The following is a 574-nucleotide window of genomic DNA, read 5'->3' on the forward strand; positions in this document are numbered from 1 at the left end:
TAATAGCTCACTAGTCGAGTCGGCCTGCGCGGAAGATGTAACGGGGCTCAAACCATACACCGAAGCTACGGGTATCACCTTCGGGTGATGCGGTAGAGGAGCGTTCTGTAAGCCTGTGAAGGTGAGTTGAGAAGCTTGCTGGAGGTATCAGAAGTGCGAATGCTGACATGAGTAACGACAATGGGTGTGAAAAACACCCACGCCGAAAGACCAAGGTTTCCTGCGCAACGTTAATCGACGCAGGGTTAGTCGGTCCCTAAGGCGAGGCTGAAAAGCGTAGTCGATGGAAAACAGGTTAATATTCCTGTACTTCTGGTTATTGCGATGGAGGGACGGAGAAGGCTAGGCCAGCTTGGCGTTGGTTGTCCAAGTTTAAGGTGGTAGGCTGGAATCTTAGGTAAATCCGGGATTCCAAGGCCGAGAGCTGATGACGAGTTACCTTTTAGGTGACGAAGTGGTTGATGCCATGCTTCCAAGAAAAGCTTCTAAGCTTCAGGTAACCAGGAACCGTACCCCAAACCGACACAGGTGGTTGGGTAGAGAATACCAAGGCGCTTGAGAGAACTCGGGTGAA

General features: G+C 51.0%; 1 rRNA gene. It reads left to right on the top strand.

The features are described from left to right. Positions 1 to 574 (top strand): 23S ribosomal RNA (locus tag AC3WWR_RS30855); the annotation flags it as partial.

The organism is Pseudomonas sp. EB271-G4-1 (assembly GCF_058791355.1).